30 protein-coding genes are annotated in these 23957 nt (G+C 41.4%); 20 read left to right on the forward strand and 10 right to left on the reverse strand.

Features of this window, described 5'->3' with window-relative positions; translation table 11 throughout:
- The first annotated feature begins 41 nt into the window (after positions 1 to 41).
- The 16 genes from ACTJJQ_RS10245 to ACTJJQ_RS10320 all read left to right on the forward strand — a co-directional run bounded on the left by ACTJJQ_RS10245 (position 42) and on the right by ACTJJQ_RS10320 (position 12455).
- Positions 42 to 893, forward strand: coding sequence for a MurR/RpiR family transcriptional regulator (locus tag ACTJJQ_RS10245; RefSeq protein ID WP_243172961.1), 852 nt, complete (start codon positions 42 to 44; stop codon positions 891 to 893).
- Between the two features lie 142 nt (positions 894 to 1035).
- Positions 1036 to 1707 carry an RraA family protein gene (locus ACTJJQ_RS10250; RefSeq protein ID WP_017368252.1) on the forward strand — a complete coding sequence of 224 codons (672 nt, stop codon included), beginning with the start codon at positions 1036 to 1038 and terminating at the stop codon, positions 1705 to 1707.
- Positions 1708 to 1718: 11 nt separating this feature from the next.
- Positions 1719 to 2597, forward strand: coding sequence for a prephenate dehydrogenase/arogenate dehydrogenase family protein (locus ACTJJQ_RS10255; protein WP_017368251.1), 879 nt, complete (start codon positions 1719 to 1721; stop codon positions 2595 to 2597).
- A 43-nt stretch (positions 2598 to 2640) separates the two neighbouring features.
- On the forward strand, positions 2641 to 3975 hold the full coding sequence (locus ACTJJQ_RS10260) for a TRAP transporter large permease subunit (RefSeq protein ID WP_236810130.1): 1335 nt from the start codon (positions 2641 to 2643) through the stop codon (positions 3973 to 3975).
- 13 nt (positions 3976 to 3988) lie between these two features.
- A complete protein-coding gene (locus tag ACTJJQ_RS10265; protein WP_035702413.1) occupies positions 3989 to 4255 on the forward strand; it encodes a hypothetical protein in 267 nt (88 codons plus the stop codon).
- A 170-nt stretch (positions 4256 to 4425) separates the two neighbouring features.
- Complete coding sequence (locus ACTJJQ_RS10270; protein WP_008343584.1) at positions 4426 to 4824, forward strand: YwqH-like family protein; 399 nt, start codon at positions 4426 to 4428, stop codon at positions 4822 to 4824.
- Between the two features lie 4 nt (positions 4825 to 4828).
- The gene (locus tag ACTJJQ_RS10275; RefSeq protein WP_008343583.1) at positions 4829 to 5107 is read left to right on the forward strand and encodes a YwqI/YxiC family protein; all 279 of its coding nucleotides are present in this window, start codon (positions 4829 to 4831) and stop codon (positions 5105 to 5107) included.
- 11 nt (positions 5108 to 5118) lie between these two features.
- Entirely contained in the window at positions 5119 to 6789 is a 1671-nt protein-coding gene (locus ACTJJQ_RS10280) for a T7SS effector LXG polymorphic toxin (RefSeq protein ID WP_440600178.1), read from the forward strand.
- Between the two features lie 16 nt (positions 6790 to 6805).
- Positions 6806 to 7168 carry a hypothetical protein gene (locus ACTJJQ_RS10285; protein WP_017360093.1) on the forward strand — a complete coding sequence of 121 codons (363 nt, stop codon included), beginning with the start codon at positions 6806 to 6808 and terminating at the stop codon, positions 7166 to 7168.
- A 28-nt stretch (positions 7169 to 7196) separates the two neighbouring features.
- On the forward strand, positions 7197 to 7469 hold the full coding sequence (locus ACTJJQ_RS10290) for a hypothetical protein (protein ID WP_017368246.1): 273 nt from the start codon (positions 7197 to 7199) through the stop codon (positions 7467 to 7469).
- A 65-nt stretch (positions 7470 to 7534) separates the two neighbouring features.
- The gene (locus ACTJJQ_RS10295; RefSeq protein WP_242731205.1) at positions 7535 to 7810 is read left to right on the forward strand and encodes a hypothetical protein; all 276 of its coding nucleotides are present in this window, start codon (positions 7535 to 7537) and stop codon (positions 7808 to 7810) included.
- A gap of 32 nt (positions 7811 to 7842) precedes the next feature.
- Positions 7843 to 8238, forward strand: coding sequence for an SMI1/KNR4 family protein (locus ACTJJQ_RS10300; protein ID WP_242731203.1), 396 nt, complete (start codon positions 7843 to 7845; stop codon positions 8236 to 8238).
- 236 nt (positions 8239 to 8474) lie between these two features.
- A complete protein-coding gene (locus ACTJJQ_RS10305; protein ID WP_216099204.1) occupies positions 8475 to 9320 on the forward strand; it encodes a lipoate--protein ligase family protein in 846 nt (281 codons plus the stop codon).
- A 39-nt stretch (positions 9321 to 9359) separates the two neighbouring features.
- A complete protein-coding gene (locus tag ACTJJQ_RS10310; RefSeq protein WP_017360088.1) occupies positions 9360 to 9845 on the forward strand; it encodes a tetratricopeptide repeat protein in 486 nt (161 codons plus the stop codon).
- Positions 9846 to 9948: 103 nt separating this feature from the next.
- Positions 9949 to 12225 carry a glycosyltransferase gene (locus ACTJJQ_RS10315; RefSeq protein ID WP_440600179.1) on the forward strand — a complete coding sequence of 759 codons (2277 nt, stop codon included), beginning with the start codon at positions 9949 to 9951 and terminating at the stop codon, positions 12223 to 12225.
- Positions 12222 to 12455 (forward strand): DUF5970 family protein, encoded by a 234-nt coding sequence (locus ACTJJQ_RS10320; protein WP_039165219.1) that lies wholly within the window; start codon positions 12222 to 12224, stop codon positions 12453 to 12455. The genes ACTJJQ_RS10315 and ACTJJQ_RS10320 overlap by 4 nt, the downstream gene beginning before the upstream one ends.
- A 35-nt stretch (positions 12456 to 12490) precedes the next feature.
- On the opposite strand, the gene ACTJJQ_RS10325 is transcribed toward ACTJJQ_RS10320, so the two are convergent.
- Positions 12491 to 13291, reverse strand: coding sequence for an RsfA family transcriptional regulator (locus ACTJJQ_RS10325; protein ID WP_440600180.1), 801 nt, complete (start codon positions 13289 to 13291; stop codon positions 12491 to 12493).
- A 242-nt stretch (positions 13292 to 13533) separates the two neighbouring features.
- On the opposite strand from ACTJJQ_RS10325, the gene ACTJJQ_RS10330 reads away from it, so the two are divergent.
- From ACTJJQ_RS10330 to ACTJJQ_RS10340, 3 genes are all read left to right on the forward strand, one after another.
- Complete coding sequence (locus ACTJJQ_RS10330; protein ID WP_045033902.1) at positions 13534 to 13755, forward strand: DUF1450 domain-containing protein; 222 nt, start codon at positions 13534 to 13536, stop codon at positions 13753 to 13755.
- A 170-nt stretch (positions 13756 to 13925) separates the two neighbouring features.
- Positions 13926 to 15227, forward strand: a complete 1302-nt coding sequence (locus ACTJJQ_RS10335) for an HD domain-containing protein (protein WP_440600181.1) — start codon at positions 13926 to 13928, stop codon at positions 15225 to 15227.
- A 30-nt stretch (positions 15228 to 15257) separates the two neighbouring features.
- Entirely contained in the window at positions 15258 to 15758 is a 501-nt protein-coding gene (locus tag ACTJJQ_RS10340) for a YwgA family protein (protein ID WP_045033903.1), read from the forward strand.
- A 104-nt stretch (positions 15759 to 15862) separates the two neighbouring features.
- Here the strand turns inward: ACTJJQ_RS10340 and ACTJJQ_RS10345 are convergent, their stop codons facing one another.
- The 8 genes from ACTJJQ_RS10345 to ssuE are packed head-to-tail and all read right to left on the reverse strand — an operon-like array spanning position 15863 to position 21377.
- The gene (locus tag ACTJJQ_RS10345; RefSeq protein WP_024719447.1) at positions 15863 to 16606 is read right to left on the reverse strand and encodes an amino acid ABC transporter ATP-binding protein; all 744 of its coding nucleotides are present in this window, start codon (positions 16604 to 16606) and stop codon (positions 15863 to 15865) included.
- Positions 16603 to 17313: an ABC transporter permease subunit gene (locus ACTJJQ_RS10350; protein WP_082472976.1), complete on the reverse strand. Its 711-nt coding sequence runs from the start codon at positions 17311 to 17313 to the stop codon at positions 16603 to 16605. Before ACTJJQ_RS10350 ends, ACTJJQ_RS10345 begins: the two co-directional genes overlap by 4 nt.
- Positions 17314 to 17329: 16 nt before the next feature.
- Positions 17330 to 18172, reverse strand: a complete 843-nt coding sequence (locus ACTJJQ_RS10355) for a transporter substrate-binding domain-containing protein (RefSeq protein WP_440600182.1) — start codon at positions 18170 to 18172, stop codon at positions 17330 to 17332.
- A 17-nt stretch (positions 18173 to 18189) separates the two neighbouring features.
- Positions 18190 to 18951 (reverse strand): amino acid ABC transporter permease, encoded by a 762-nt coding sequence (locus ACTJJQ_RS10360; protein ID WP_008343545.1) that lies wholly within the window; start codon positions 18949 to 18951, stop codon positions 18190 to 18192.
- A gap of 13 nt (positions 18952 to 18964) precedes the next feature.
- Positions 18965 to 19528, reverse strand: coding sequence for a GNAT family N-acetyltransferase (locus ACTJJQ_RS10365; protein ID WP_008343543.1), 564 nt, complete (start codon positions 19526 to 19528; stop codon positions 18965 to 18967).
- 34 nt (positions 19529 to 19562) lie between these two features.
- Complete coding sequence (locus ACTJJQ_RS10370) at positions 19563 to 19817, reverse strand: glutaredoxin family protein (protein WP_249476688.1); 255 nt, start codon at positions 19815 to 19817, stop codon at positions 19563 to 19565.
- Positions 19817 to 20842, reverse strand: coding sequence for an LLM class flavin-dependent oxidoreductase (locus ACTJJQ_RS10375; protein WP_427243551.1), 1026 nt, complete (start codon positions 20840 to 20842; stop codon positions 19817 to 19819). Before ACTJJQ_RS10375 ends, ACTJJQ_RS10370 begins: the two co-directional genes overlap by 1 nt.
- Entirely contained in the window at positions 20826 to 21377 is a 552-nt protein-coding gene (ssuE, locus tag ACTJJQ_RS10380; protein WP_041507919.1) for an NADPH-dependent FMN reductase, read from the reverse strand. Before ssuE ends, ACTJJQ_RS10375 begins: the two co-directional genes overlap by 17 nt.
- Positions 21378 to 21527: 150 nt before the next feature.
- Here ssuE and ACTJJQ_RS10385 point away from each other — a divergent pair, with 150 nt between their 5' ends.
- A complete protein-coding gene (locus ACTJJQ_RS10385) occupies positions 21528 to 22412 on the forward strand; it encodes a LysR family transcriptional regulator (RefSeq protein WP_440600183.1) in 885 nt (294 codons plus the stop codon).
- A 38-nt stretch (positions 22413 to 22450) separates the two neighbouring features.
- On the opposite strand, the gene ACTJJQ_RS10390 is transcribed toward ACTJJQ_RS10385, so the two are convergent.
- Positions 22451 to 23779 (reverse strand): LLM class flavin-dependent oxidoreductase, encoded by a 1329-nt coding sequence (locus ACTJJQ_RS10390; RefSeq protein ID WP_440600184.1) that lies wholly within the window; start codon positions 23777 to 23779, stop codon positions 22451 to 22453.
- Between the last annotated feature and the right edge of the window lie 178 nt (positions 23780 to 23957).

The raw sequence follows: 23957 nt of genomic DNA on the forward strand, positions 1-23957 counted from the left end.
ACGAATCGTAGATAAAGCCGATGGGATAGGCAGGTGCTATAATGGAGGATTTAATATATAAACTTCAGCATAAGGTCGCATTTTTGACCGATGCGCAGAGGAGAATTGCAGATTATATCGTACAAAATCCAATGGAAGTCGCTTTTTTAACTGTCGATAAATTAGCGTCAAAAGTCGGGACGAGTACAGCAACGATCATGCGATTCTCTGCTGCTGTGGGGTATTCCGGTTTTTCTGAGTTCCAAAAAGAGCTTCAATCAGCTATGAAGCATAAAGCCGACCCTCAAACGAGACTTGAAGCGAATCTCAAGCATTCAAATAAGAATAAGCTCTTGCATGACCATGTAGAACTTCAATTTCAAAATATCCAGTACGCACTAGACAATATCACGGAAGAAACCTTTCAGCAGATTGTTGGGAAAATAGCCAGCGCACGCCACGTTTTGTGTACAAGTGTTCGAAGTGGAAGACCTGTTGGCGAATACATGTCGTTAGGAATCAATCGGCTATTGGGGAATTGCCAGTATATTGATGCAGATCAAAGTGACTGGGTGGATGATTTGGTTCATTTCAACTCGGGTGATTTCATTATAGCTGTCAGCTATCCGCGTTATGCAAAGCGTATGAAAGATTTGATGGAAGCAGCGAAGTCTTATGGGGTGGAAGTCCTTTTAATTACAGACAGTTACAGCTCTCCATTAACCAAATATGCACAATATGTATTACCATGTTCCTCAGCAAGTGTCGGCTCTCATAACTCTGTCGTATCTGCTATCTTTATCGTCGATTACATTTTAAGTGCCTTAGCGATGAATGATCCTGAAAGAACAAAACCACGTTTAGATCAAATCAATCATATGTTAACGAAAATGAGTTACCACACAACACATTAGTCGTGTGGAACTCATTTTTTTATTTTTTGAAAGCGCTTTACTAATTGAAAATGAGGTGGTATGATCATATCACAAAAGTAATAAATATTACTTTAAGAAAAGTAAGTGTAATGAATATAACTCAAAGGGGATGATGGAAACAATGAGTACTGTTCATTTCGTGTCAAATGATCTTATCGCTAGGGCAAAAAAGCTTAACTCGACCTTGCTGTCAGACGTAATGGGATGCACCGGCGCGATGGATCATCAAATCAAACCAGTTGCGAAAGGCATGAATGTAGTCGGCACAGCTTTTACTGTTAGCTTACGGCCAGGGGATAATTTATTTCTTCATCAAGCGATCTACTCTGCTAAAGAAGGAGATGTACTGATTGTTGATGGGAAAGACCATAAGGGTCATGCCTATTTAGGGGAATTGATGGCACATTCAGCAAAGGCTGTAGGAATAGAAGGAATCGTGATTGACGGGCTTGTTCGCGACAAACTCTCTTTAGAGGAGCTGGCTTTTCCAATCTACAGTAAGGGATTTATGCCAAACGGACCTTATAAAGATGGTCCTGGGGAATTGAATCAAACCATCTCGTGCGGCGGTGTCAAAGTAGCACCAGGTGATCTAGTGATTGCTGACGATGATGGAGTCGTCATCGTTCCAAAGGAAAAGGCGGAACACCTGCTGACACTAGCGGAAGAGAAACAAGCGTATGAACATCAGAGATTAAAAACGATTCAACAGTATGTGGACGAAGGAAAGCAGGACATCAGTCTCTTAGCACCGGCATGGCTGGAAGGCAGAATGAAAAAATTTCAAGGATAGGGGAATCTGTGATGAAGATAGGCTTTATCGGATATGGTGAAGCAGCATATGAGCTGTCAACGGGATTGAAAACAGAAGGATTAGACCAATTTTATGCGTATGATGTCCTATTACTAAGTGAGAAATTAGCTGGCTCGTTGAAAGAAAAAGCATCGCAAACAGGCGTTCAATTAACGAGCAGTATTAGCGAAGTCATTGAGAAATCTGATCTTGTGATTGCAGCTGTGCCAGCGAATAAAACCTTAGAAGTGGCACAATCCGTATCGGGAAGTTTGAAAAAGAATCAATTATATGTAGATGTATCGGCATCAACACCAGACATCAAAAAACAAGTAGCAAACGAAATTGAAAAGCAAGAAGCTCTATTTGTAGATGCCGCCATGCTAGGGCCTCTTCCAATCAACAAACACAAGGTTCCGATCACGGCAAGCGGCAGTGGAGTTGACCAATTCATGAAAGTGATGAATGCTTATGGCATGAATATCACAAAAATTAGTGACCAGCCAGGAGATGCTTCGGCACTAAAGCTAATCAGAAGCATTTATATGAAGGGGATTGTCGGTCTATTGATTGAATTTTTGGAAATTTCCAAAAAATATAATGTGGAACATCAAGTGATTTCTTCACTAAGCGATACAATCGATAGCAAAAATTTTGAAGAGACCATGAACCGTCTTGTGACAGGGAGTGCATTGCATGCAAAAAGACGGGCGGTTGAGCTGCTTGGCTCTATTGAAATGCTAGATGAAGCAGAGATTGATGCCAGCATGTCTCGGGCAGCACAACAGAAGCTTGAGAGATTAGCAGACTTTCACTTTGCTGAACGATTTGACGGGGTAAAACCTGCTAGCTGGGAAGAAGTCATTGACGTGATGCAGCAAGGGGAATAAATTGTAAGCGTTTTATTTTATAAAGGGGAGGCGAAGAAACGATATGGGTTTTATTGCGTTGATTGTGTTCATAGCTGTCATCATTATATGGAATGTTATGGTGAAACGGAATATGGGAGAAGCCATGCTATTAGGCTTTATTGCGACCACATTATTTGGCGGATGGGATGCGTTAAGACTTTTCTGGGATGGTTTAATATTTGCATCCACATATGAGGTGCTTTATGCAGCTGTCGCATTTGTATTCATGGCCTATTTAATCGAAAAGTTGGAATTAATTCATGCACTCTTACGAATCTTGAATTCTGTTGTAGGGAAACTACCTGGTGGAGCAGCTTATATGAGTACGTTAGGTTCAGCAGTGTTAGGCGCTCTTTCAGGTTCAAATTCTGCAAACACAGCTGCGACTGGCTCTATCACGGCCTCTTGGATGATTAAATCCGGGTGGAGCCGGACCCATACGGCCACGATTCTAGCAGGGAATGGCGGACTTGGAGCGGCACTGCCTCCGAACTCTTCCATGTTTATCATGCTTGGGTTTGCCCCGGTTGCCGCCCTTGTATCTGAGGGAGATTTATATATTGCCCTTCTAATAGGAGGACTGTATCAAGTCGTATACCGATTTATTTTGGTGTATCTTCTGGTGAAAAAGAATAAAATTCAGGCCATGCCGCCAGATGATATTCTTCCTTTCTGGGAAGCGGTGAAACAAGGGTGGAAGTCGATCTTTATTTTTTTCGGTGCCTTGATTCCTATCATGATCACCATTGGTCCGTTGGCAAACTACTTAAAAAGTAATCCAAACATCGGACCGGAGGCAATGGATCAAATTTCTTTAATTACGTGGATTCCGATTCTCATGATATTAATTAGTCTAACAATTGGAAGAAGCAAGGCGTCTGCTTTAGATTGGTCTCAATTTTTCAAATCAGCCATTCCTAAATTCACAACGATTGGCGCTTTGATGCTGTTTGCAGTGGCTGCTAGTCAAGTACTTGCAGAATTAGGGCTCGCAGATGATTTGACGCAAATCACATCAGTACTTGCCATTCCGAAATGGCTCATGGTGCTCATTGTGGGTGTTCTTGTCACACTGGTGGCTGGCCCTCTATCTTCAACAGCGACATTAACAGCAGTTGGGCTTGTCTCATTTTCAGCTTTAATCTCAGTTGGAGTGGACCCAGTTGTGGCTGTAGTTGCCATTCTTGCTTTTTCATCAACTGAAGGCGCTTCCCCGCCTGCATCAGGATCCATATTTATCGCTTCTGGTCTTGCAGGGGCCAGACCAGAAAAAACCTTTATCCCACTGATCCTCTATTATATGCTTCCGATCGTTGGCATTGGCTGGCTCATTGGAATGGAGATACTTCCCGTATAGAAAGGAGAAACAGATGAGAGTATTGATGGAATTCTTATTTAAAGTGCTGCTTGTCCTATTCCTAACGTCAGGAACGTTGTTGGTATTCGGTCAAATACTAGGAATACTCTTGCAAAAGGGAGATATGATCATTGCTAGTACGAACCTATTTAAAAACCCAACACTGGTGTTAAGTGCCTTTTTTAGCCTTGTCGGGTTTTCACTCCATTATATCCCTGAGAAGAAAGACGCTGCATGTAACGATCATGGCTCAGCATCAGTCACTGAAACTTTAAAATAAGCATCAAAAGCTGGATCCTATCAAAGGATTCAGCTTTTTTATGTGAATTAGGTATAAAAACCCAATACATACGATTCATTTTTTAGTGAATTCGTTTTCAATCATATGCCTCTTGTGCTAGTAAATGGTAACATAACGGAGGACTATTTGAGGAATAGAGGTGTTTGACGATGTCTGGAGCTATCATCGGTTATACAACAGCCTTGTATTCGTTAAAGGCAGACATATCCATAAAAAAAGAACAAATCATAGAACTGAACATGTGTCGAAAAGAAATAAAAGAAGCAAAGTCTGCTCTGGCAGATGCTAACAAGAAAATGACTCATCCAGATCTGACATCACATACATGGTTTGGCCATCTCGCAGATACGTTTGATGACATTCGAGACGAGATGGCATCCGCCAGTCAAGAGATAAAAAGTGTACAGCTGACCAATCTAGTGAACCGAATTGATGAGAAAATCAGCGACTTAAAATCAGAGATCCATTCATTAGAACATGAAATTCATTCGGTTGAAAGAAAAATAGAGAAAGAAAAGCAGAAACAACTGGAAGAAAAAAGAGGGTAGTCACATGAGCAGAGAAATTAAAATAGATGCCAGTCAGGTCAAACGAGTATTACAGCATGCAAAACAATCAGGCGCTCAAATGAATGCAACACTTCCAACAACCATCAAAGGAAGAAATCAGCTCCTGACGGCAGACACATTAGAAAAAATCAATCAGCAGCTGAACGAATTAAGTACATCCTATATAGACATTCTTCAGAAACAACTTGTACAAACAGAACAAGCGGTGAACACCATGATCGAAACGGACAAGGCGCTTGCTTCCAGCAGTAAAAGAAAATAAAGGAGAACGCAATGAAAACCCTTGATGCTTTTGCGCTAATAAACGGAATTGACCAAACGCTGAATACATTAAAGCAGCAATCACAACAGATTAGCTCCATTGAAAAACAAATCCAACAGATCATCTCACTTGATGGCGCACTAAAGGGAGAGGCGGGACAAGCCATCCGCTCCTTTTATACAGAATGCCATATTCCCTTCCTGCAATTTTTTCAGGTTGTCATTGAGGAATACAGCTCTGCGCTCAAACAAACAAAGCAGGCACTTCATACCCTTGAATCAAATCAGCACGGCTTTATATCACAAGCATTTATTGAACACGAACTTGATCAAGGCTTAAAAAAAGCGGAGCGAGCGATTTCTGAAATCGTATCAGAGGCGAATCACGCCATTGGCAGAGTTGGTCATATTGTTCACTTGCCAAGTGTAGACGAATCAGCTTTTCAGCAAAACTATCAAAAGGCATGGCTTGAGACCTCAAGAACCATTGGTCTGCTTCATGCATTTGACAGGGAGCAGACAAGTGCTTTGCAAGAAACAAAAAGCTCCCTTCAAACAATGAAACAATTCATCAACATGCTAAGCACCATGTTCACCGGCCCAAAAATCGACATCACGAGTTATCAAAAAGGGTCTATTTTCAAAAATGGAAAAGAAGAAAAAATAAGCAACACCATCAGTGGATTGAATGACAAAATAGACAACCCGAAAGACAATCCGATGATGATCATGTTGAAGAAATTGAGTGAGAAAGAACAGGCGAATGTGGATACGGTGGTTCATAGGGGCACCCTCCTAAACGTCAACAAGCAAGTCAAAGCAAACGATCCATTGCTTACGACATTACAAAAAGAAGCTGTGAGCGGGAAAAGTAAGATTCATAGAGACATCAGGGTCGTAAATGGTAAACTATATAACGTAAAAGGCATCAAAAAGCTAAAAGAATTCGACATCGCTGATGAAGTCGTCACAGATCCGTCGAACATTGATTTTATAGGCGGGAGATACACCGTTTACGCCAATAAACAAATCATTCGAACGTATATCGCAAACGGCGAAGTAAGAATAGAAGAAGTAGATAAAATCCCAGAAAGCCGGAGCCGAGGCAATGCGAAACGCATATTAGACGGTGAAGTTGTCTCAACAACCGAAAACATCATCCTAGAATACAGCGGAATCTATGACGGTTATCGAGCCGTCACCGGCAAAGACCCTGAAACCAGCAAAAATATTAGCAGCACCGACCAAGCCCTATCCGCAGCCTCTATTATCCCATTTATGAAAATCATTAAAGGCGGGAAATATGTTTTTAAGATAGATCAAGGGAAGAATGTGGTGAAGAGGGTTGAGAAGACAAGAAAGGGTACGGGTGAACTGATTAAATTCAAAGGTGATGAAGCTATTATTCATTTTGAAAAGCATAGTAAAGAGATAATGGGTGCAATGGGCAAAAACAAATACAATATCAAAAATTATCTTGAAGATGCAAATCACCTTATTCAAAAGGGACAATATGTACCAGAACTGAATGGATATGTAAGAATTGTTGGTGGAAAGGGAAGTGCAAAATACGGATTTGTTGGGCTCGATAGAAAAACAGGAAATATCACCACATTTCATATAAAATCGGTTAAAGAAATTTCTAAAAAAGCACCAAGTTTAGGGATAAAAACAAAGAAGTAAAAAAAGGGTGATCGTATTGAAAATAAAAAAAATAAACTGGATTTCACAAGAAGCCTCAGAAGCTGAAGTGATTGTAACAGATGGCGAACTGGAAATAATGTGTTTTGCTCAACCATTAAATTACCTTGAAGAAAATGAACTATTAGAACCTATTTATTGTTTAGATGTGTCAGACTTAGTGAAAGCTGAATTGTCAGAGTATAGAATTGAAAAATTAGATGATAATTTCAGTTATAGTTTTTTAGGACAATTAATTGATAAGCGTGATGAAAAAGTGAAGGTTGGCGGACTTTTATTAGAATTGGATTACAATATACCGGGAGATATAAATGAAGGCGATTTTATAAGTTTTAATTGTCAACGGTTAGATATTTATTAGTATGAGCCAAAGTCTTAAGGAGCATTAAATGCACAAAAAACAAGAACTAACAAAACAAATCCAAACGGTCATCAACATCCTAGAAAAAGAATATTCGCAAGAGATCAATCAAGGTGTACTTGAATTAATATATAGAAGATACAAGAATGCCCAAAGAATCATGCAAGCCAATGATGATCTCCAAAAAGTCTTTATCATTGGCGGAGTTAGGGCTTACTTGGATAGTCATAATGATTATCTAAATCCATTTTTAGATGAATTACATAAAGCGGAAAGTCTACTAAAAGAATTGTTGTATTGATTATATAGTGATAGGTAGAAGTCTTTGTATTAGAAAGCGATACAAAAACACAGAAAGGAATTCGTATGAATCAGAAAAAACACATCAACAAAAAAACAGTCAATTGGCTATTAAGCATCAGTGTTCTTCTCGTCATTGGGACAGCTTTTATGAGAGGGGTTTATGTCCCACATGCCGGTTCGGATTATCGAGGTTTTCCCATTGATTGGCTAGTCCTGCATTCAAATTATGGTGCTGAATTTCTATTTTTAGGTTTTATACTCGATGTCATCATTTTCTATTTTCTATTAAAGGTGCTCCTGCGGGTGTATAAAAGGATTATGACAAAATCAGCTGAATAAACGCTAGTTCAACCTTTTAGGAGGCGTTCAAAATGATTCATTTTTCTCAGATTCCCAACCTGGTCATAAACAAACCAGCAAGTGACATACATATCAAAGAGGCAGAAGCTGAACTAAATATGATGTTTCCTCATGCTCATCAAGTCTTACTGAAACAATCAAATGGATGTTCCATTGGAGGCGACCTGCTTTTATACGGAACTGAAGACATAGTGGAACGCAATAAAACATGGGAAGTCCATCATTATGCAAGCGGCTATGTAGCCATTGGTGACGATGGCGGCGGGCGAGTATTTCTTATGCGGCAGGCAGAAGAGGAGCAAAAAGTGTGGATTGTCGATGCTGGTGTGATGGACCCTCAGCATGCGGAATTGGTGGCTGAAGACTTGTTAAGTTGGGTAAGTCACGGCTGTTGCATAGAAGTTTAGTCTATTAAGGAGATGATCGATTTGCCGTGGAACACATTGATCGCTGCGGGCCTCGTGGTTGGGGTTCCTGTCGTTTTGATTGCAGCTGTTTATTTCATCTCGAAAAGGAAGAACAAGAAAACCAAAGCATCCAGTTGAAAAGCTCTGTGACGTTCCTTGTCATAGAGCTTTTTTCTCTCTCATTCTCCCTCCATGTTATAATAAACACAGTTTATGAACGAGAGGATATGCAGGACATGAAAAATGAACCTATTGAGTTATTGACGCAGCCGACATGGCGAATCATAGATCAATCGAGCCTTGGTCTCTATGTAGACCCAAAGCAATCTTTTGCGATGGATGATACGCTTTGTGCGTCGGTCGGGAAAGGACTCTCGCCAGCGACAGCGCGTTCTTGGGTGCACCACAATACGATCGTTCTTGGGATTCAGGATACAAGACTTCCATTTCTCCAAGATGGTGTAAAGCTTCTTGAGGAAGAGGGATATCGCGTGATTGTGCGCAATTCAGGCGGTCTTGCTGTGGTGCTGGATGAAGGCGTACTGAATGTGTCTTTAATCTTTGCTGAACAAAAGAAGGGCATTGATATTGACCGAGGATATGATGCGATGGTGGAATTGATCCGCCGGATGCTGTCGCTGTATGAGGTGGACATTGAAGCCTATGAAATTGTCGGCTCTTACTGTCCAGGTAGCTACGATTTGAGCATCAATGGAAAGAAATTTGCCGGCATTTCTCAGCGTAGATTACGCGGAGGGGTCGCTGTGCAAATCTATTTGTGTGCAGATGGAAGCGGCCGGGAACGAGCTGATTTGATTCGCCGTTTTTATGAGGCGGCCTTAAAGGATAAACGGCATGAGGTGAAAGCGGTATTCCCTGATATACAGCCTGATACGATGGCATCCCTATCAGAATTAACTGGAAAACCCATTGACTGTGCGCTTCTCATGCGTCTTTTACTAGAAGAACTTCAAAAGCTGAGCGAGCAACTGACCGCTTCAGGGTTGACCACCGAGGAACAGCTGGAGTTTGAGAAAAACATGACGCGGATGATTGAGCGGAATGAGAAAGTGTTCTCGTAAACATATCTTTCCAGCCATCTTGAAAATAGGGGTGATGTAATGGAAACGAAACTTCTGAAAGCGATTGAACTTCGAGAAAGTGGACAACTTCAAGAATCCAATGACATGCTCATCCGTCTTGTAGAAAAGTATCCAGATCATGCCTCCATTCACTATCAATGTGCTTGGAGTTATGATGTGTTAGGGAAGGAAAAACAAGCTGTCTTTTTTTATGAGAGGGCGCTTGAGCTAGGTTTGTCTTCAGAAGAAAGAGAAGATGCTTTTTTAGGATTAGGAAGTACATACAGAACCTTAGGGGAATATGAAAAGTCAAAACAGATATTCCTCCATGCGATGGAAGCTTATCCGCATAATAAAGCCATTCAAACGTTTTATGCCATGACTTTGTATAATTTAAATGAACATAGCAAAGCAATGGAAATATTACTGAACTGTTTAACTGAGACGACAAACGATCCTGCTATTTTGAGTTATCGAAAGGCCATTGACTTTTATTCAAATCAGTTAGATCGATTGTGGAAATGATTTATATAGAAATGGAGGGGCAATGTTATGAAAGAATCCCCTCCTTTGCTATGACATTTTATATGTGATAGTCCTTTATGACATAAGAAAGAAGGAAAATGTATTGTCATTCATCACCACGTATTACCCGCTGTTTATGCTTTGTATGTTGTCTCTGTTGTATATGATATATCGTATCCAGCCAATGACTTCTACTGTGAAAAAAATCATCATTGTGCTATGTGTGTTAACAAATGCTGCCTATATTTGCTGGCGCCTCTTCTTTACATTGCCGCATGAAGGTACTTTTAATATTGTCATGGGCATTTTGCTTGTTGCCTGTGAATGCATTGGGTTTATTCAGTTGCTTGTGTTTTATACACTTGTTTGGAAGCCTTCAAATCGGAAACAAGTCATGATCAGTGATCTTGAAAGGCTGCCAACAGTTGATATTTTCATAGCTACATATAATGAACCAATTGAAGTGCTGAAACGCACTGTTGCAGGTTGTTTGAATCTCTCTTATCCGAAGGAAAGCGTTCAAATTTATTTATGTGATGATGGCAATAGGGAAGCAGTAGAGCAGCTTGCTTCTGCGTTTGGTGTTCATTATCTGACAAGAACAGATAACAGATTTGCTAAGGCAGGTAATTTAAATCATGCGATGTCTCAAACGGATGGAGAGCTGATTCTGACACTTGATGCAGATATGGTCCCTCTTCCTTCCTTTTTAGAAAAAACAGTGCCCTATTTTCATGATGGAGCAACTGCGTTTGTTCAAGTTCCACAGGCGTTTTATAACGAAGATCCTTTCCAATATAATATGTTCTCGAAAGATCGAATTCCAAATGAGCAGGACTTCTTCATGCAAACTCTCCAAGCTGGTAAGGATCGGTTTAATGCCGTCATGTATGTTGGGAGTAATACGGTATTTAGAAGAACGGCATTAGATGAAATTGGCGGATTTGCTACTGGAGTGATTACAGAAGACATGGCAACAGGAATGCTTCTCCAAGGGAAATTCAAATCTGTGTCTGTCGGAGAAGTATTAGCCGTCGGTCTGGCACCTGAAAGCTGGCTTGATCTGTTAAAGCAGAGAGATCGCTGGTCGAGAGGGAACATTCAGTGTGCCCGTAAGTTTAATCCTTTGAAGGTGCGCGGCTTAACGCTTATGCAGAGAGTTCTTTATTTAGATGGCATTGTGTATTGGTTTAACGGTTTGTTTAAAATGATTTATATTCTCACACCGATTTTGTTTTTATTGTTTGGTATTCAAAGTTTCTGGGCAGATTTCCAGTCCGTTTTCATGTTTTGGCTGCCGGCGTTCTTTAGTTCCTATTTAGCATTTAAACTTGTGTCGAATCAAAAGAGAAGCATGTTCTGGAGTCACATTTATGAAAGCTCTATGGCGTTCCACCTAGCTGGTGTTGCTTTAAGTGAGCTGTTTTTCAAAAAGAGAGTTGAATTTCTTGTCACACCGAAGGGAATTCAAACAGACAAAAGACATTTTCATTTGAAAACGATGATTCCCCATCTGGTCTTCTTGCTGCTCTCATTGCTTGCCCTTGTGAAAATAGGTTACGATGTGAAGGTAAATGGGACGATGAACGCTGATCTCATGTTGATTAATATTTTTTGGGTGCTTTATAACGGTGCAGGCTTATTCATGGCACTGCTTGTGGCGTTTGATCGACCGCGTTATCGGAAATCAGAGCGGTTTGTCATTGAAAAAGAGGGGCATCTTCGTTCTGATCATCAAGATCAGTCGATTGCTTGTTTTCTACTAGATATGAGTGATTCAGGTGCGCGTCTGTCCATTCCATTGGACCAAGCGTCTTCTCTTTATCAAGGACAAACGCAATTGTTTTTTTCAGAGAATGAAAGCGTGTCGTGTGACGTGGTTTGGAGCTATCCAGAGGGAGACCAGCTGATGGTTGGTGTTGCTTTTACTGACACACAAAAATCAGAGTATTTATCACTGATCCGTTTCTTATTCACACGAGAGCATGTAGCGATGACGGATCGTGAGAAAAAATCGTATGCTGTTCGGACGTTTCTCCGCTTTTTAAGAGAAACGGAGAAGGTACCAAAGGCTCTGCGTCGCAAATGGATGAGAAGGCCATTGCAAGGTGTGACAGGTACGATCGCCTATGAGGACCGACTAGAAGAGAAGGTGCCGGTGATCATACATGATATCAGTTTATCTGGGTGCAAAATTGAGTTTGAAGATTCAATTGAATTAAATGGGAAAGTGCTGATCACCATTGACACAGAGTCTCTAACGGATCAGCCGGCGATTGCGGTTTGGACATCACAAAAACGCAGACGTACAATGGCCGGACTCAAGTTTGTTCAGCCTGAAATCAAGCAGGTAGAAGAAAGAGAGGGAGTGGTTTCTTGAAATCTAAAAATGGCGGTTACCTCTATTTACTATGGCTTCCTGTCATCATAGGAGCCGGCTACGGCATTTCGCTTTTCGTGCCGTTTCTTCAGCCTGTACTGACGCTTGGTATCGCAGGGCTTTATATTTTTATGTTTGGTGATTTTCAGGTGAGGCAAGTCAGGTACATTTTTATGTTCGTCTTCTTGATCAATGTCCTTTTTAGCGTGATGCTGTTTTTGGGTATTTAAAAAAGTGCTTCCCGCAGGTGGGGAGCACTTTTTGGTTATTCAGCCATTTTTTCAAGGTTGCCGTTACGATCCATTTTAAAGGTTGGTGCGGCACTGTCGTCCTCTTCAAACAAAACTAGTTTTCTTGCACGGTTCATGATTTTGACGAGTGTTTCATAATCTTCTTGAATCGTGAGCTGATCCTTTTCAAGCTTTTTCACTTCAGCTTCTAGCTGCGACACTTTATGTGAAAGTTCATTGTTTTCTTGTTTTAACCGGCTGTTTTCCATGCGTAAGGCAGAAGATTGCTGCCCATTGCCTTCATAGCGGCGTAAGAAATCAATGATATCTTCAATGGTTAGCTCTTGGCGCTGCCCAAATGGATTGTTTTCTGGCTTTTTCTCTGTCACTTGAGAAGCCTGTGACAATAAATGTGATAAACTAGCTAACTCTTCATTGTAGCTTTGATCCACAAACTGAAGCTGTTCGGCTGTTTCGGCTGCAGGTGCAAACGTTTCTTCTTGCGCAGGTTCCAGTTCTTGAGAGAACTCTTCCTGTGTGATCGTTTCTTCAACTTGCGGCTGATAGAGCAAACGTTTTTTCGCAGGCTGCCCATTGCCGAGTGCACGCATGCGTTGTTTACGCTGTTTTTTGGCAAGTGCCAATGCTTTTTCATATTGATGCCTCACGACAGCATTCCATCTAAATCCGCATGCCGCTGAGGTACGGTTTAGCTTGTCTCCCACTTCTTCAAATGCGTTCAGCTGTGTACTGCCCTCTCTGACGTGACGTAAGACGGTTTCTGCCAGAAGGAGATCATTTTCCTCTGACCAAGCATCTTGTCTTTGTTTTGACATGTGTTTAAACCCCCATAAGATTTGATGGTATTAGATTAGCCAAGTTGAAGAAGGTTTATACAAGTTTGCTAAAAGGATAGTGGAAAATACTAGCTTTTATGTGAATACGTCTCTGTGCTGACAATGCATCTTGCAACTCCAGTCGCTTCGATGTACAATGTTGGGTGGTATATTATTCACTCTTAGTTGTCCAACTGTTTCATATAGAATGAAGTTTCATCATTGAAAGGAAGCGTAAGAACATGGCTAATGAGTTTCGCGTATGTGACGATTGTGGTGCGACGAACCTAAAAACGTTATTGCCTCGACTTAAATCGGTTGACCCTGATGCAAAAATTGAGATTGGCTGTCAATCGTATTGCGGTCCAGGACGAAAAAAGGCTTTTGCGTTTGTGAACAATCGCCCATTATCCGCACCAACAGAAGATGAGTTACTCGAAAAGGTTCAAAAAAAAGTCAAATAAATGTCACTGAATGTGTTCAGTCGACCTAAAAAGAGGTCCGTCCCTGTCAGGTCGGGCTTTTTACGTCCGTTCAATCTATGAGAACACATTCGCCAGCAAATTCAAGGATGTTTTCGGGAAAAGTTACCCGATATAATAGAAACACGTCTTAAAAAAAGAGGGACGAAACGATGGCGTATCCAAAAGGGAAATTATCCGAAGAAAAGGTATTTAAAGATCCTGTGCACCGCTATGTTCACGTACGGGATGCATTGATATGGGATTTAATCGGAACGAGAGAGTTCCAGCGCCTTAGACGAATTAAACAGCTAGGCACCACTTATTTAACGTTTCATGGGGCAGAACACAGCCGATTTAATCATTCACTCGGTGTATACGAGATTGTCAGACGAATTGTGGATGATGTGTTTAAAGGAAGACCCGAATGGGATGAAGGGGAGCGTGAGCTTGTACTGAGTGCCGCCCTGCTTCATGACCTTGGACATGGTCCGTTTTCTCATTCCTTTGAAAAGGTCTTTCATTTAGATCATGAATCGTTTACAAGAGATATCATTTTAGGGCAGACGGAAGTAAATGAAGTGCTGCGCCGGGTCAGTGACGATTTTCCAAAGCATGTAGCAGAAGTCATTGCCAAAACGTATCAAAACAAACAGGTGGTCAGTTTGATTTCAAGTCAAATTGATGCCGACCGAATGGATTACTTGCAGCGTGATGCTTACTATACAGGCGTCAGCTATGGTCACTTTGATATGGAACGTATTTTACGCGTGATGCGTCCAAGAGAAGATCAGATTGTGATAAAACAGAGCGGGATGCATGCCGTAGAGGATTATATTATGAGCCGCTATCAAATGTACTGGCAAGTCTATTTCCACCCAGTGACACGCAGTGCGGAAGTCATTTTAACGAAAATTCTCCATCGTGCAAAAGAGCTGCATGAAACGGGATATATTTTCACACATGCCCCTGTGCATTTTTATTCGATTTTTGAAGGAAATGTCACCACAGAGGACTATATTAAGCTAGATGAATCCATTGTTTTATTTTATTTTCAGGCGTGGGAAGATGAGGAAGATCACGTGCTGTCTGATTTGTGCCGCCGTTTTATGAACCGCCGTTTATTCCAATATACAGAGTTTAATCCAAATGAAGAAATGACGAAATATTTCAAGCTGACGGCTTTGTTCAAAGAAGCAGGAATTGATCCTGACTATTATTTAGTGGTCGACTCTTCCTCTGATTTGCCTTATGACTTCTATAGACCGGGCGAAGAAGAAGAACGGCTGCCGATCCATCTCTTGACGCAAAGTGGTCATATTAAAGAACTGTCGAGACAGTCAGATATTGTTGACGCCATTTCCGGTAAACGAAGAACCGATCATAAACTTTATTTCCCGATGGACTTAATTGTAGATATGTCGGAAAAAGCTGAAGAAAAGAAGGCGATCATGAAGCTGCTTGGATTGGGATAAGGAAGTACTGAAAAAGGAGATGTCGGGAATTTGTTGAAAGAGCATGCAAAGTTGATGAAGGTGTTCTCTGAATCTGGGGAAATCGTTGGACGGAAGAAGCTGCAAAAAATGATTTACATAGCAAAAAAGCTAGATTTGCCTTTTTACGAGAAATACGATTTTCATTTTTATGGCCCCTATTCAGAGGAGTTGACGCTCAGAATTGAAGAGCTGTGCAACCTTGGATTCTTGGACGAAATGAAGGAAAAAAAGGGCGGATACTTTCAATATCGCTATTCGCTGACGGACAATGGGAAAGAGTTTCTCGATCAGTGTGAAGTGGACATGCCTGACCTCAAAGTGCTGACGAAGCAGATGAATGAGCAATCGTCTCGTTTTCTAGAGCTTGTCTCAACGATTTTATACTTTGATGATCTGCCAAAAGATGAGGTAAAGGAAAAGGTCTTCACCATTAAAAGCAAGCAGCGCTATACGGACGAAGAATTTGAGGCAGCCCTTGCGTATATTGATCAGTTGAAGGAATTGAACTAACGATAAGAACCAGTATGTAATAGCCAATGGCTAGAACAGACTGGTTTTTATTTTGCACGCATATAGAAACAGAAACAAGTCGACCTCATGGATCGACTTGTTTTTTAGGAATGATGATAAGAAAATCTTGCTAAAAATTGTTTTGTCCGTTCTTCCTTCGTCTGTTCAAAGACTTCTACTGGGGTGCCTGATTCAACAATGACCCCATCCTCCATGAAAATGACCCTGTCGGCAATATCATAGGCAAAGCTCATCTCGTGGGTGACGATGATCATGGTGACCCCGGTTTGTGCCACTTGTTTAATGACGTCAAGTGTTTCACCTACAAGCTCGGGATCTAAAGCGGAGGTCGGCTCATCAAACAAAATGACCTCCGGATTCAATGCAAGTGCTCTTGCAATGCCTACTCGCTGCTGCTGTCCGCCAGATAATTGATGCGGATAGGCATCTTTTTTCTCTAGTAACCCTACTTTTGTGAGCAAATGGAGGGCTGTGTCATAGGCTTGGTCTTTCGGTTGTTTACGGGCAATGACTAAGCCTTCCATGACATTCTCAAGTGCTGTCTTATGAATAAACAGGTCGTATTGCTGAAAGACCATGGCTGTTTTTCTGCGAATTGCTAGAATGTCTTTCGGTTTTGCTTGATTGAATGTGACAGTGGTCTGATCAATGCTGATTTCACCTTGATCCGCACGCTCAAGAAAATTTAAGCATCTGAGAAATGTTGATTTCCCAGAGCCGCTCGGACCTAAAATGACAACGACTTCGCCTTTTTCTACCGTTAAATCAATTCCCTTTAGAATCTGGTTTTGACCGAATGCTTTATGCACTTGTTTGATGTGAATCATGCAAATCGTCTCCTTTTGTTTTTGTGTCCATATTTCTCATATCCGGCTGTAATGGCTTCAATAGAGGCACACAGCGCCCAGTAAATAAGGGCAACAGCAATGTAGGCTTCAAGATAACGATAGTTCACATTGGCTTTGATTAAAGCGCCGTTTAAAATATCGACCACAGATACCATAGAGACGAGAGAAGAGGCTTTGATTAAACTGATGAGCATGTTGTTCAGTAAAGGAAGAGAGATGGGAAAGACTTGTGGAATGATCACTCTTCGCAACACCTGTCTGCCTGTGAAACCAACGGATAGAGCGGCATCAAATTGGCCCTTTGGGATGGACGCAAGAGAGCTTCGAAATATCTCTGATAACCCGCTGACGGCATATAAAGAAAGGGCGAAAATGGCAATCCATCTTCTATCTAAATCGCTAAAACGGATGGGCAGCGAAAGAGATACAGCCAATTGATCGAGCGAATCGGAAAAAATAAGATAAGATACGAGCAAGATTAATACAACAGGAATGGCTTTAAAAATCGCCACAAACCATTTGAACAATGGAGACAATATAGGCACTTGATAAAAACGAATAAGGGCAATGCCAAAGCCAAAGACGGAGCCGAATAATAGCGGGAGAAAACCTAATAGCAGCGTCGTTGGCAAATAATGAAGTGCGGCTAGAAAGGCCTGAAACATAAAAGCAACGTCAAAATCCACTCAGATCGCTCCTTTCTTATGATGTAGTAAAGTCTCCGCCCAATATTTTTTTAGACAATTCAGCGAGCTTGCCGTTATCGATCAGTTTTTGCAGGGCTTGATCAATGTCTTTTTGAAGTTTTGTATTGTTTTTTTGATATAGATAATACGTTTTAGATACATTTACAGGCTTTCCAGATGTCACAAGATTGGCATTGAACTGTTTGTTTAGCTTATTGACGTCATACTTTGTGAGTAAGGCAGCATCGACCGTGCCATTCTGCAGGTTTTTGACTAAAATTTCGTTCCCGCCATCCCCGTAGACAATGTCAATTTTCCGATCATGCTTTGCGTTATATTGCTCTAGAAGATAAGCGAAATTACTTCCTGTAGAGGTGTGCACTTTGTGTCCAGCTAAATCGTCCAGGCTTTGAAAGTCATGACCGGATGCTTTATTCACCACAACATAGCTTGTATAATCTGTGTAACCAACTTTTCCAAATAGATATTTCTTCTGACGCTCGTCATTGATTTCATATTGGTGGGCAGCGAGATCAACTTTACCGGCATCTAAAGCAGGCAGAATATTTTTAAACTCAAAGGATTCATATTTAAACTTATATTGTGGAAGCAGCTGATCCACTTCATCTAATACAGCCTTCTCGTAGCCTGTTAATTTGCCGTTTTCATCTAAGTAAACGAAAGGCTGATAGGCGTTCCCTGTCCCAATGACGATTTCTTTTGCATCTGGGTCATTATTGTTTGCTTCTGCTTTGACTTCATCCGATTGCTCGTTATTTCCGCAGGCGGCAAGGAGCAATGAACCAAGTAGAAGCAGACCGATGATGTAATTATTTTTGAATATTCTGTTATTTTTCATGTAAATTCCTCCCCAGTTTATTTTGCACGTTTTTCTACAGTGAAGGCCGCTTCGGCTCTTTTTAAGGGAAGCAATGCCGTCTGTCGCTGTTTTTTTGTTTTCGGTGTATTGATCCGTTTTTCCAATAGGTCAAATGATTTTTCTAACACCATACTTAAAATGATAAATATAACGGCAGCAATAAAGTATCCTTCTAATACGCGATAGTATAAAGCCCCTAATGTTTGAACCTTTCCGATCATGTCCATCACACCTAATGTAAAGGCGAGGGAGGTATTTTGTAATAAGTTGACAATGGCCACGCCGATATTAGGAAGGGCGATTCTCCCTGCTTGAGGAATAAGCGTTCTTCTATAAATCTGCCATTTCGTCAGTCCAATCGAGGCGGCCGCTTCATATTGAGATGCTGGGACACTCGATAGGGCAGATCGGAATATTTCTGAAAAATACCCAGCTGTATTGAGTCCATATGTAATATACAGAAAGATCAATTTGTTCCACATGGAGATATCAAGCCCAATTGTTGCAAGCACACCAGGCAGGCCATAAAACACAATAAACATTTGCACAAGGATAGGTGTTCCACGAATAAATGAGACATAAATTGCACTGAGCTGATGCAGGATGGGAATACGCTCAATTCGGAAATAAGCAAGAATGAATCCAAGAAAACTGCCAATCAAAGTGGCAAATAAAACGATCAGTAAGGTTGTTGGAAGGGCTGACAATACTTTAGGGAAGAGTGTGACGACATACTCCCATTTGAAAAACTCCCCCATGTTGAATCACCTCCTATGTTGAAGTCGTTTGGACTTTTTCTTCTGAGGGCGGTGCGCCTAATATGGCGGCATCAAACCGTTCAGGGATGAGGACTTTATACATTAATACACCTAAGTCGCCATTATCGGCTTCACGTTCAATATATGCTGTATAGCCTTTTCGTTCGTACATCTCTAGAAGCCAGGGGTGCTTTCGGCCAGAAGTGCCCAGTGTGTATGCTGGTGCTTTAAATGTCTGCCGGAGCAAGGTGTTTTCTACATAATCGAGCAGCTTATTTCCGATCCCTTGACCGGCTAAATCAGGAGCTGTGGCAAACCACCAAACAAATGGATAGCCTGAGACCGGTTGAGTACTCTCCCACGGAAAACGTATGGTGATGGTTGATATGAGCCGCCCGTCTCGTTCTAACACAACAGCAACGGATTGTTTGATGTTTTCTGTGACCATTTCAAGTGTGGCGTTCGTGGATGGCCAATCAATGCCCATTTCTCCAAGCGGTTTAAATGCACTGGACAGCAATTCTAGAAAAGCCGGTGCATCTTCTTCGGTAGCGATGCGAAAAATATCTCGACTCATGACAAACCTCCAATCAAAAGGGTAGTGTGTAATGTCAGCTCAACGCTTTTCGTAAAGTATCGATATCTGGATTCAGCAATGCTTGATACACGTGGGTATCACGGCTGATTTCTACTACTGGCACATAACGGACGCCATATTTTTCTTCTAAAATATTTCTGTAATGATCATGCTCTGTTACATCAATGGTTGAATAAGTAATGTGCTGCTCGTTGAAATAGGACTGAATGTCCTGACAATAGCTGCATCCATTTTTGCTCCATAAAATGACTTTTTGATTATTTGACATTAGACGCTCACCTCTTGGTTTATTTGGTTTTTGGCTGTTAGTTCATGATCAAATGCTTCTTTTAATAATGTGATAGACGCTATTCTTGCCTCAATGTTTACAATCGGAGATAGCACAATGAACTCGTTGATATCATATGTCTCGGCTAGTTCAGTCAGCCGGCGATGAACGGTTTCTTTTGTGCCAGCGGTATAACCGGTTTTTTGAACGTGAATGTTGTAGTGTTCTTTTTTTGTTCCTTTCACCAGCTTTTCTGCATCTTCTAGTGACGTCACATTAAGCTTTCTTCCATCGGAAAAGGAGACCTTTACTGTTTCCTTTTGCTTGATGTACGAGAGGGCTTGTTTGTGGTCTTCCGCTACAGATACGGTGATGGCGAGAAGAAATTGCTGGTGCGTGTTCCCTGTCTGGAATTTTTGAAAAGTCTCTCTTGCTTCTTTTAATAATGCGTCATCCCCGTTAATAAAATAGGCAAACACAAAGGATATCCCAAGTTTTGCTGCAAATTCCGCGCTCTCTATACTGCCGCCTAGAAGGAACATGTCGGGTGATACGCTAGGAATTGGCTGAGCATTTAATTCATTTGCTTGTTCAGTTAGATACGTTTTGAGATCCACTAATTTTTGAGAAAAGTCTTTCCGTGACGCTTGATAATCTTCCTGAAGCGCTTGTGTCGAGAGGTTCAACCCTCCCGGTGCTTTCCCAACGCCTAAATCGACTCTGCCAGGCGCTAGAGATGCCAGTACATGAAATGTTTCAGCCACCTTAAACGGGCTGTAATGCTGAAGCATGACACCGCCAGACCCAATTCGCAAATGGTTTGTTTTAGCTAAAAGATAACCAGCGAGGGCTTCAGGGGATGATCCTGCCACTTGAGAATTATTGTGATGTTCAGACACCCAAAACCTGTGATAACCAAGCTGATCTGCTGCTTCAGCCAATCTGACAGTATGCTGAATACCCGTCTCTGCTTTCTCGTTTTCACTGACGAGGCTTTGATCAAGAATACTAAGGATGAGCGACATTGGCTGTTCCTCCTATTAGACTTTGATATTGAGATAGTGCGAGGTTTAATCTGTCTGTGGCATCTGGATCAAGCACATAGCTATTTGAATCCTGCTTTGTGACCTGTTGATCCACAACATACACGCCAGATTGAACGACAGTTGCACCGAGTTGATGAATGATCGGTTTAAGTGCATATTCAATGACGAGCAAATGCCCGTATGTTCCTCCTAAAACACAAGGAAGGACGGGTTTATCTTGTAATGCTTTCTGGGGAAGTAGATCTAAAAAAGTTTTTAAAATACCAGAAAAAGACGCTTTGTAGACAGGTGTTAACACAATGACACCGTCGCTCTCATTCACAAGCTCAATGGCTTTGACAATGTCTTCGTTTGAAAAATCTGCTCCGATTAAGGCGCCGCTAGGAAGCTGGTGGACTTGAATGACATGAACATCAATCCCATGGAACGCCAAACGATGATGGATCTGCTGCAGGACACCGGTTAACCGAGATTGGACAGAATGCCCGCCTGCTATAATCGTTACTTTTGCCAATTCGTCTCCTCCATTTCTGATAATTCCTTCTAAACAACTTGGAATAGTTGATAATATAAATTATAATAAGGCAAACCAATAGAAAAGTATAATTAGTAATCATAAATACACGATTCAGATATTTAAAATACAGGGAGAAGAGGGGTTTTCATGGAGATTCGAGCGATACGCACCTTTGCCACGATCGTGAAATACGGAAATTTTTTAAAAGCAGCAGAAGCGCTGAATTATTCTCAGCCAACCATCACTTTGCACATCAAACATTTAGAAGAGGAAATTGGAGAGAAGCTTCTAGAAAGAGGGAAGACCTTAAAGTTAACAGCATCAGGACAGCTTTTTTATGAAAGAGCCAATTCTTTACTCAATGAATATGAGAAATTGACGAAAACACTAAAAGATTTAGAAGTGGGCATTGCGGGGTTCATTCGCATCGGTGTTTCTGAGCCCACTGCCAGCTTAGAATTTCCTGCCCTTATTGCAGAATTCAAGGAAAGGTTTCCGAATGTAGAATTTTCTGTGCAAGTAGCGGATGCGAATACGTTGAGTTCCTTACTTTCGCATGATGAGATTGATTTTGCGATTTGCGGAGCACCAGAAGCTTCGATGGAGAATAGCTATAAGCCTCTTTTTCAAGATGATATCGTGCTGCTCGTCCCGTCTTCCCATCGATTAGCGGAAAAAGGGGTAGTGGAGGTGACCGATTTAAAGGATGAGACCATTTTATTCACGCCACACAATTGCCCCATCCGTATTCAAATCGAACAACAAATCGTCGATGTCATTGGGACTAATTACAATAAGTTAGAGATTACGAGCAGCATGTCCCATAAACATTATGTTCAGGCTGGATTAGGTGTCTCTCTTTTTACACGAACTGCTCATTCCTTTACCCTTCCAGGCACCAAGGTATTAGAAATAAAGGGCATTCATGTTTCCCCGCCAGTTGGTCTATTGAGGAAAACAAATGATTCGCCAGGAAGAGCCGTACTTCAATTCATTGATCTCATCGAAAATCGACTGCATCAACCAACATGAAAAGAGGGGTAGCCTTTGAGCTAACCCCTCTTTCATGTTTATTTCACTGTTTGTTTAAGAAACTGATTCTTCTTGATAGGCAGACCCAAATTTTCACGAAGGGTATGAGCTGGATAATTCGGGTCGTAATATCCTCTTTCTACTAATATCGGGATGACATGCTCCGTCCATTCAGATAAACCGCTTGCTAGAATAGGCGCGCCAAAAATAAATCCATCTGCGGCATCTTCTTCGATCCATTGGATCAGCTGGTCTGCCACTTGTTCATAAGTTCCGAAAAAAGCGCTTTTGGGAGTAGTTACTCGTAGAGCGACTTCTCTTAAGGTCAAGTTTTGTTCTTTCGCCATTTTTTTAATCGATTCTGTTGTGGATTGAAAGCTGTTTGAACCGGCATCACCGATATCAGGAAATGGCTCATCAAGTGGAAATTGACTGAAGTCCAAGTGATCAAAGAACCTGCCCAGGTAATGAAGGGCTTCTTCAATAGAAACCAGATGTTGAATGGCTTCATATTTTTCTTCTGCTTCTTCGACTGTTCTCCCTGTAATCGGGTGGATGCCAGGGAAAATTTTGATATCAGCTGGATTTCTGCCCAGCGCTGCGGCTCTATTTTTCACGTCGCGGTAATATGCTTTCGCCTTCTCAAGTGAGTCTGCATTCGTAAATACTGCGTCCGCTTCTTTTGCGGCTAGATCCTTTCCTGCCTCTGACGCACCTGCCTGAAAAATCACGGGCTGACCTTGTTCAGATCGTTCGATATTCAAAGGACCTTTGACAGAAAAGTGTTTGCCATGATGGTTTAATGTGTGCAGTTTATCCCGATCGAAGAAAACCCCTGTTGATCGATCTCTTATAAAAGCATCTTCTTCCCATGAGCTCCATAGGCCGTTCACTACTTTTAAGTATTCTTCTGCAATTTCATATCGAAGTGAATGGCTTGGATGCGGACGAATGATGTGATTTTCAGCAGAGCCTTCAAGTGGGGAAGTCACAACATTCCATCCGGCCCGGCCTTTACTTAATTTATCTAGGGATGCGAATTGCCGTGCAATGGTAAAGGGCTCACTGTAAGAAGTGGATACGGTGCCCACAAGTCCAATCTGTTTCGTGACCGCTGCAAGAGCGGATAAGATGGTTAATGGTTCAAATCGGTTCAAGAAATGAGGAATTGAATGTTCATGAATATATAAGCCATCTGCGACAAAGACAAAACGGAAACCCGCTGCTTCTGCCTTTTTTGTCATTGCTTGATAATAATCAATGTTCACACTTGCATCTGATGGAACGGATTCATCCTTCCATGCATTCATATGACCTCCTGGACCATGTAACATTAATCCAAATTGTATGTGCTTGTTTTCAGACATGTGGATCGTCCCTTCTGTTTTGAAGTAGCATTGTTTTTATGTTCTTTATCATAAGGGAGAATCGCAAAGAAGTATAATTCGTATCAGTAAAGTCTGAATTTATCTTTTCTAATATCAATTTTTGCTTCTTTATATGGTGTGGCTGGGTCTATGACATCATTTTAGGAAAAGGCGGATG

This window comes from Bacillus sp. 22483 (assembly GCF_052044605.1).
GTDB classification, from domain to species: domain Bacteria; phylum Bacillota; class Bacilli; order Bacillales; family Bacillaceae; genus Bacillus; species Bacillus altitudinis.

Coding starts and splice junctions, on each gene's coding strand:
- ACTJJQ_RS10245 (WP_243172961.1), top strand. CDS start 42: ATGGAGGATTTAATATATAAACTTCAGCATAAGGTCGCATTTTTGACC.
- ACTJJQ_RS10250 (WP_017368252.1), top strand. CDS start 1,036: ATGAGTACTGTTCATTTCGTGTCAAATGATCTTATCGCTAGGGCAAAA.
- ACTJJQ_RS10255 (WP_017368251.1), top strand. CDS start 1,719: ATGAAGATAGGCTTTATCGGATATGGTGAAGCAGCATATGAGCTGTCA.
- ACTJJQ_RS10260 (WP_236810130.1), top strand. CDS start 2,641: ATGGGTTTTATTGCGTTGATTGTGTTCATAGCTGTCATCATTATATGG.
- ACTJJQ_RS10265 (WP_035702413.1), top strand. CDS start 3,989: ATGAGAGTATTGATGGAATTCTTATTTAAAGTGCTGCTTGTCCTATTC.
- ACTJJQ_RS10270 (WP_008343584.1), top strand. CDS start 4,426: ATGTCTGGAGCTATCATCGGTTATACAACAGCCTTGTATTCGTTAAAG.
- ACTJJQ_RS10275 (WP_008343583.1), top strand. CDS start 4,829: ATGAGCAGAGAAATTAAAATAGATGCCAGTCAGGTCAAACGAGTATTA.
- ACTJJQ_RS10280 (WP_440600178.1), top strand. CDS start 5,119: ATGAAAACCCTTGATGCTTTTGCGCTAATAAACGGAATTGACCAAACG.
- ACTJJQ_RS10290 (WP_017368246.1), top strand. CDS start 7,197: ATGCACAAAAAACAAGAACTAACAAAACAAATCCAAACGGTCATCAAC.
- ACTJJQ_RS10295 (WP_242731205.1), top strand. CDS start 7,535: ATGAATCAGAAAAAACACATCAACAAAAAAACAGTCAATTGGCTATTA.
- ACTJJQ_RS10300 (WP_242731203.1), top strand. CDS start 7,843: ATGATTCATTTTTCTCAGATTCCCAACCTGGTCATAAACAAACCAGCA.
- ACTJJQ_RS10305 (WP_216099204.1), top strand. CDS start 8,475: ATGAAAAATGAACCTATTGAGTTATTGACGCAGCCGACATGGCGAATC.
- ACTJJQ_RS10310 (WP_017360088.1), top strand. CDS start 9,360: ATGGAAACGAAACTTCTGAAAGCGATTGAACTTCGAGAAAGTGGACAA.
- ACTJJQ_RS10325 (WP_440600180.1), bottom strand. CDS start 13,291: ATGTCAAAACAAAGACAAGATGCTTGGTCAGAGGAAAATGATCTCCTT.
- ACTJJQ_RS10330 (WP_045033902.1), top strand. CDS start 13,534: ATGGCTAATGAGTTTCGCGTATGTGACGATTGTGGTGCGACGAACCTA.
- ACTJJQ_RS10335 (WP_440600181.1), top strand. CDS start 13,926: ATGGCGTATCCAAAAGGGAAATTATCCGAAGAAAAGGTATTTAAAGAT.
- ACTJJQ_RS10345 (WP_024719447.1), bottom strand. CDS start 16,606: ATGATTCACATCAAACAAGTGCATAAAGCATTCGGTCAAAACCAGATT.
- ACTJJQ_RS10355 (WP_440600182.1), bottom strand. CDS start 18,172: ATGAAAAATAACAGAATATTCAAAAATAATTACATCATCGGTCTGCTT.
- ACTJJQ_RS10360 (WP_008343545.1), bottom strand. CDS start 18,951: ATGGGGGAGTTTTTCAAATGGGAGTATGTCGTCACACTCTTCCCTAAA.
- ACTJJQ_RS10365 (WP_008343543.1), bottom strand. CDS start 19,528: ATGAGTCGAGATATTTTTCGCATCGCTACCGAAGAAGATGCACCGGCT.
- ACTJJQ_RS10370 (WP_249476688.1), bottom strand. CDS start 19,817: ATGTCAAATAATCAAAAAGTCATTTTATGGAGCAAAAATGGATGCAGC.
- ACTJJQ_RS10375 (WP_427243551.1), bottom strand. CDS start 20,842: ATGTCGCTCATCCTTAGTATTCTTGATCAAAGCCTCGTCAGTGAAAAC.
- ACTJJQ_RS10385 (WP_440600183.1), top strand. CDS start 21,528: ATGGAGATTCGAGCGATACGCACCTTTGCCACGATCGTGAAATACGGA.
- ACTJJQ_RS10390 (WP_440600184.1), bottom strand. CDS start 23,779: ATGTCTGAAAACAAGCACATACAATTTGGATTAATGTTACATGGTCCA.